Below are 6259 nucleotides of genomic sequence, written 5' to 3'. Positions count from 1 at the left end.
CTGGCATAAAATCAAATGCTAATTAGGCCAGTTATTAATTATTCGATGTACTAGTCCCAGCAGGCAGTGCCCGATGGAGTTCAGATACCCCACCATACGCAGGTAATTTACCATCAGCCAGTGCTTCCAACGGTGCATGGTTGCCTCACAGGGATAATCTTCCGTATCAGCATCATCTGGTGTGATGACTTCATCCAGTACTCCGGCAATCACTTCGCTGGCATAATGCTTGTACGGAACTAGGCAGTCAGGAAGTACCATGTGTATTCTTTGGCATCCGCCATTCGTGCATTTGCGGCGTTCCACCGGGAGAAACTTCCCTTTACCGCCCTCAATTTTCATAATACGCAGCCTGAAATCACGGTGTTCAAGGGGAGTCTGACAGCACGGGCAGGAACAGGTATCACTGCTCTCAACAAAAAATATTTTGAATATTCTTGTGCGGAAGAACCCCATTCTCCGGAATTACGGTGTAAAACCACCTGGAATACTCAAATATTTGAATTCTCATTGCAAGATAGCGTGTAATCTGATATGATAATCATGTTTTTGGATGGTCTCAGAGTACACAACTTGCAGGAAAGGTTCTCTGGGACTTTTTCTTTCTGTATGATGATGTCATTATACAGAGCAAGTCCGTGACAGGGGCAAGTGAATCAATATATGGTCAATTTATGAGGTCAACAACAGTAGAGATTTTGAGCCGTTTGATCTAAATTTTTGGAAGTTGTGTGCCTGATGGATTCTGTTTCTTGCTGGTTGATAATATACAAAATAGAATGATTGTATTTTGTCTGATTCAATGGTCCTGTACTATTGAGCTATATATTATGTTACAAATTACATATTATAAATTATATATGTTGAATTTATAAAAAAACATTCATGAGTATTTTGGGTAGAAACGTAGGTCGAAAGTGGCGCATCATAATAATCATTTCAAATAAAAACATTGTTTTATTATACTGGAATAGATATATAGTTCTCCACTATAGAAAATTATGGATTTCATTTTTGACATAGTTGTAAATAGTGTAATATGTAACATAAAATGCGTAAACCATTACTCCTATTATTTGTATCATGTGCGGGCAAAAAGGGTAACATGATAGTATGAATTGATTAAGGAGTAAGGTTATATGGAAAGTCGTATAAAAATTCTTAGAGAAAAAAGAGGGTTGATACAAGAAATTTTAGCGGCAGAAATAGGAATAACACAGCAGATGCTTAGTAGATATGAAAAAGATGTCACAATTATAAAGGTGGATGTGTTGAAACGATTGGCAGCATATTTCAATGTGACAACTGATTATATATTAGGTGTATCCGACATAAAGAGAGATTTATCTAGGCAGATTACTATTAATGAAACCCTAGATGAATACTATGATTTAATCGAAGTGTATAAGAAACTAGATACATTTGATCAGGAGTTGGTTTGGGCATTTCTGCAGATTATTAGAACCTAATCTCCCGAAATTGTTATACATAGGTTTTAAGCTTAGTCCCCAGAACCCTTATAGAATCAGCATTTAATCCATGTTTGTCAAACATATGTATAAATGATATAATAAAAGAAGCAAATCATACATATGTTAGGAGAAATCAGCATGGCGTCTTTAGTTTATCTAAAACACAAAAATGGCAAAACATACGTTTATGAAAATGTCTCCTATTGGGATAAAAAATCAAAAAAGCCAAAGTCAAAACGTAAGTGCATTGGACATCTTGACCCAGAAACCGGAACAGTACAGCCAAATGGTATGCATGGCGGTAATCGGAAAAATACCGCGCCAAAGCCTGAAAAAGAGCCTCCCGAATGCTTCACTTATAGTTGTGGCGTATCCTCCCTTTTAGATAAAGTGTGTGCAGATATTGGACTTGACCATATACTGAAAAGGGTCTTCCCCAATGACTGGGACGCCATCCTGACATGCGCTTATTACCTTGTTAGTGAAGGGCAGGCGCTGTCCAGAACCGAAAAATGGTCCCAACAGGCAATTACACCTTATGGGGCGATGCTTGCCGACCAACGGATTAGCGAGCTGCTGGGACGGATCACGCCGGAACTTACACAGGGCCTTTTTTCAGCATGGCTGGAACATAACAGCGGTGACAGGCATTACTGTATGGACATTACAAGCACCTCATCCTACAGTGAGATAAACGAATTTGTATCATATGGATATAACAGGGACAGGGAAAAACTTCCACAGATCAATCTCCTGATGGTCAGCGGGCATACAAGCCATCTTCCCTTATTCTTCAGGGCTATGCCTGGGAGCATCCATGATGTCAGCACAATGGATGAAAGTCTGGAAAGGCTTGCCCTTGTTGACGCGAAAAGGCTGCATATGGTCATGGACAAAGGGTTTTACAGTGAGGGCAATGTGGATGCCATGTACAGAAGGCGCATGAGATTTCTGATTGGCGTTCCGTTTACGACGTCCCTTTCTTTGGATGCGGCAGAGCGTCACCGCAATGATGAAATGGTCTCTTACCGCCATTATTGTAATGTCCTCGGGGAAGAACTCTATGCGGATACAGAACTCATAAAGTGGAAAGGGCACCGCTGCTACCTTCATACTTATTTTGATAGTGTCAGGGCTGCGCTGGATGAGAAAAAGTTCAGTCATCGGATCCTGACAGAATATGAGGAACTATGTTCAGGGAGCCCGGTAAAAGAGCGTCAAAAAGACTACGAAAGATTTTTTATAGTCAAAGAGACGCCTAAGAGGGGCAGGAAGGTTGAATATAATCAGGAAGCTATAGATGCCTACAGGAAGAATAGCGTCGGCTGGTTTGCGCTTGCCACAAATGATATCAAAGATCCAGAGGAAGCGCTTGAAGTATACCGGATGAAGGATACAATAGAAAAACATTTTGATGACCTAAAAAATGATCTGGATATGAAAAGGCTGCGTATCCATTCTTCTGCGGCGATGGATGGACGGCTGTTTATCCAGTATATTGCCTTGATACTATCTTCCCAGGTCAAAAACGTCATGAATGCAGCCGGATGGTTCAAGAGCCACAATATGCAGGAAGTTATAGATGAGATGAAATCCCTGAGGGTGGTTTCTGTTGAAGGAAAACGTAAGCAAATTTATACAACGATAACAGCTTTTCAAAAAGAAATCATGGAGCTTTTTAAACTTAACATCGGCTAGCATATGTATAATTGATTGCGGGATTTTAGGTTAGAAAGAATGAAGAAAAGAGGAAGGTGGGACAAAATGATTAATGTAGCAATCTGTGATGATGACCTTGCAATAACGGGAAAAATAGAAAGTATAATACAGAATATTGCAAAGAAAAATTTTATTCAACTGGAAACGGAAGTTTTTTGGAATGGAAAACAACTGGTTGAGTTAATAGAGAACGGAGAGTATTTTGATATTATATTTTTAGATATAGAGATAGGACATGAAGATGGAATTAGTATAGCAAAAAGAATTAGGAAAACAGATAAAAGAGTATTGATTATTTACGTTACAAGTTATGAATGTTATATGAATGATTCTTTTGAAGTTAGACCATTTCAATTTTTAGTTAAGCCGGTAAATGAGAAAAGACTGGAAGCTTGTTTTCGGTCAGCATGTGAAGATATAAACAATGAGGAATGTTATTTCCGGTATAATTATCAAAGAATTAGCCATAAGATTCCGCTTCAAGATATCCTATATTTTGAAAGTAATAAACGAAAGATACGAGTAATAACGGCAACAGAAACATTTGAACTATATGGCAAACTCAACGATATTGAAGAAAGTTTGAAAAGTAGTAAGATATCTTTTTTGCGTGTACACCAATCCTTTTTAGTAAACTATAGACACATAGATGGCTTGAGTTATGACTTTCTCATACTGAATAATGGGAAACGGATATCCATTAGTGAGGAGAGAAGAAAAAAGATCAGCGAATCGTACTGTGCTATGGAGGATATATTCTATGTTGGAAAATAGATGGTTGGCATTAGGGCTTGACTCTTTACTTATAATATTTACTATATATTTATTTTTTGAGTATTTTAATTTATTTTTCATATGTAAGAAAAAGAGAAGCTACATAGCTATCGGTGTTACAGTATTTGTGATTTGGCAAGTGGAAATACTTAATTTTATAAGTTTTTCAGTAGCAGCAATCTATAATATCGGGGTGACAATAGGCATTACATTATTTATTGTTACCATTATGTTTGAGGGAAAATTTTGGAAGAAGTGTTTCTTTTGTATCGTTTTTGATGCTATTTGGATGTTATCAGAAATGTTAATACATAATTTATTACTGCTCTATTCTGCTGCGCTAGCACATTCGCAATTATTTGGCTCTTTTGTTTCAAAAGTTTTACTTATGACAGTGATTTTAGCTTTGAAGAAAGTGTTTAAAAATGAGAAAGTTATAGAACTTTCAGATAAAAATAGTTTTTTGCTCGTTCTAATTCCAGTAGGAAGCATATATATCATGAGTGTGGTATTTATGCTGGCTTATAATATAAGCGATAAGCTTGCGAAAATATATTCTTTTATTGCAGTTTTTGTGCTACTTTTTATAAATGTGTTGATTTTTTATGTCTATATAGAATTTGCAGACATTTTGTATGTCAAAAAGATGAATTTGCTTTATGAACGTCAGTTAGAATTATGTGAACGGCATCAGGAAGAAACGGAAGTTTCTATGTTGCGAGTAAGGGAAGTAAAGCATAATATGAAAAATCACTTTATATCTATTATTGGCTATGTTGAGAAAAGAGAATATGCAGAACTTAAAAAATTCATCAATGAAATAATAGACGAAGGAAATTTGAGTTTGTCGACTATTGTAAATAGTGGACATGTGGTGGTTGATTCATTAGTTGAGTACTGGAATAGAGTGGCAGAGAGTCAAGAAATAGAGTTTGAAACAAATGTGTGCATTCCGATGGAAATGCCATTTAAAAGGGCGGATATAAGTCTAGTTTTAGGAAATTTATTAGAAAATGCAGTAGAAGGAGCTAGTAAAGCTGAGGGGAAAAAATATATCAGACTTAAAATGAAGTATGATAAAGATAATCTTTTAATAGCATTAGAAAATAACTACAAGGGAAAGTTGAAGAAGTTAAATGAAAAAAGGATATTAACTACCAAGGAAGATGATGTTAATCATGGAATTGGTTTAGTCTCTGTAGATAGAGCAATAAGAAAATATAAAGGAATGATGTTTATTGACGATAGTGTGCCAAAACGCTTTCTTATTAGGGTGGTGTTGTATGGAAATAAATATGAATAATATGATATTCAGGAAAAATTACATAAATACTCGTTTTTATTACATGAGTAAAAAAAATAGTAGTTTTTTTGATAAAATATGAAAAAAAGGAGGGGTTGCTATGAAGTGCCAAAATATCAAATTTAAATCAGGAAGAGCATTAGCTGCTTTATCTTTAAAGTTAGGAAAGATTTCTGCAGATTCGGCTTGTGCATTTATTTATCATCAACCGAAAATGCCAGAAGCACTAAAAATATTAAAGAATAGAAAAAAATGAGATACTTATCAGAGAAAATAACTTGTTACATTATTAAGACTGGTGCAATTTCTGATGAATGGTATGAAGTATACCAATATGGATTTCAAATCGGGTTAGAAATGCTGAGTTGCATGGTGGTTTGCTGTGGGATTTCTATATACTTACATATGATTCCGGAATTTATAGTATTTATTGTAATCTTCATACTATTACGGAGTTATGCTGGTGGAATACATTTAAATACTTTTTTTAGATGCTTTTTATGTTCAGTTACTGTACAAATAATGGTATTACTTTTCAATAAAAAATATATATTTTCATTTCCTGTCGCGTGGGTTATAATTTTAAGCGGAGCGATTCTTATACTGAAAGAAGCTCCCGTTGAAAGTATTAACAGAGAATTAGAGGATAATGAAAAAAGGCATTGTAAAAAGGTTACGAGGAATATTTTAATTATTATAATTTTATTTTCAGCAGTTTGCACACTTGTTAGAATGAGAGATATAGTTTCTTTAATATCATTAACCGTTTTGCAAGTTTTGTTTTCTCAGTATATGGGAATTATAAAATACAAATTTGAAAGAAAAAGCGGAGATAGGGAGTGAAATCTATCTCCACTTTTTTATGAGGAAAGATAATAATGGTTCGTTAAAGTGTAAGTGGTGTAAACGGTAAAACGTACGTACCGTGCATAATAGGTAAACGGTAGATAGTGGGTACCTATACAAAACTGGAGCAAACCTGTATGATAGA

General features: G+C 35.4%; 7 protein-coding genes. 6 read left to right on the top strand and 1 reads right to left on the bottom strand.

Features of this window, described 5'->3' with window-relative positions:
• Positions 1 to 18: 18 nt before the first annotated feature.
• On the bottom strand, positions 19 to 456 hold the full coding sequence (locus E5329_RS31305; RefSeq protein ID WP_275443833.1) for a DUF6431 domain-containing protein: 438 nt from the start codon (positions 454 to 456) through the stop codon (positions 19 to 21).
• A 683-nt stretch (positions 457 to 1139) separates the two neighbouring features.
• Here E5329_RS31305 and E5329_RS27880 point away from each other — a divergent pair.
• From E5329_RS27880 to E5329_RS27855, 6 genes are all read left to right on the top strand, one after another.
• Positions 1140 to 1469 carry a helix-turn-helix domain-containing protein gene (locus E5329_RS27880; protein ID WP_135992408.1) on the top strand — a complete coding sequence of 110 codons (330 nt, stop codon included), beginning with the start codon at positions 1140 to 1142 and terminating at the stop codon, positions 1467 to 1469.
• 141 nt (positions 1470 to 1610) lie between these two features.
• Positions 1611 to 3170, top strand: a complete 1560-nt coding sequence (locus E5329_RS27875; protein ID WP_135992407.1) for an IS1634 family transposase — start codon at positions 1611 to 1613, stop codon at positions 3168 to 3170.
• A 66-nt stretch (positions 3171 to 3236) separates the two neighbouring features.
• Entirely contained in the window at positions 3237 to 3965 is a 729-nt protein-coding gene (locus E5329_RS27870) for a LytR/AlgR family response regulator transcription factor (protein ID WP_135992406.1), read from the top strand.
• A complete protein-coding gene (locus E5329_RS27865) occupies positions 3952 to 5268 on the top strand; it encodes a sensor histidine kinase (protein WP_135992405.1) in 1317 nt (438 codons plus the stop codon). Before E5329_RS27870 ends, E5329_RS27865 begins: the two co-directional genes overlap by 14 nt.
• A gap of 100 nt (positions 5269 to 5368) precedes the next feature.
• Complete coding sequence (locus E5329_RS27860; protein WP_135992404.1) at positions 5369 to 5524, top strand: cyclic lactone autoinducer peptide; 156 nt, start codon at positions 5369 to 5371, stop codon at positions 5522 to 5524.
• Positions 5521 to 6111, top strand: a complete 591-nt coding sequence (locus E5329_RS27855) for an accessory gene regulator ArgB-like protein (RefSeq protein ID WP_135992403.1) — start codon at positions 5521 to 5523, stop codon at positions 6109 to 6111. Before E5329_RS27860 ends, E5329_RS27855 begins: the two co-directional genes overlap by 4 nt.
• Positions 6112 to 6259 lie beyond the last annotated feature (148 nt).

Source organism: Petralouisia muris (genome assembly GCF_004793545.1).
In the GTDB taxonomy this organism is placed as follows: domain Bacteria; phylum Bacillota; class Clostridia; order Lachnospirales; family Lachnospiraceae; genus Petralouisia; species Petralouisia muris.
Note: the sequence above shows the minus strand (reverse complement) of the source record. Positions and strands in the feature narration are given on the sequence as shown.

What these genes read in the sequence shown, in the direction of transcription:
- E5329_RS31305 (WP_275443833.1), bottom strand. Translation starts at nt 456, where the DNA reads ATGGGGTTCTTCCGCACAAGAATATTCAAAATATTTTTTGTTGAGAGC.
- E5329_RS27880 (WP_135992408.1), top strand. Translation starts at nt 1,140, where the DNA reads ATGGAAAGTCGTATAAAAATTCTTAGAGAAAAAAGAGGGTTGATACAA.
- E5329_RS27875 (WP_135992407.1), top strand. Translation starts at nt 1,611, where the DNA reads ATGGCGTCTTTAGTTTATCTAAAACACAAAAATGGCAAAACATACGTT.
- E5329_RS27870 (WP_135992406.1), top strand. Translation starts at nt 3,237, where the DNA reads ATGATTAATGTAGCAATCTGTGATGATGACCTTGCAATAACGGGAAAA.
- E5329_RS27865 (WP_135992405.1), top strand. Translation starts at nt 3,952, where the DNA reads ATGTTGGAAAATAGATGGTTGGCATTAGGGCTTGACTCTTTACTTATA.
- E5329_RS27860 (WP_135992404.1), top strand. Translation starts at nt 5,369, where the DNA reads ATGAAGTGCCAAAATATCAAATTTAAATCAGGAAGAGCATTAGCTGCT.
- E5329_RS27855 (WP_135992403.1), top strand. Translation starts at nt 5,521, where the DNA reads ATGAGATACTTATCAGAGAAAATAACTTGTTACATTATTAAGACTGGT.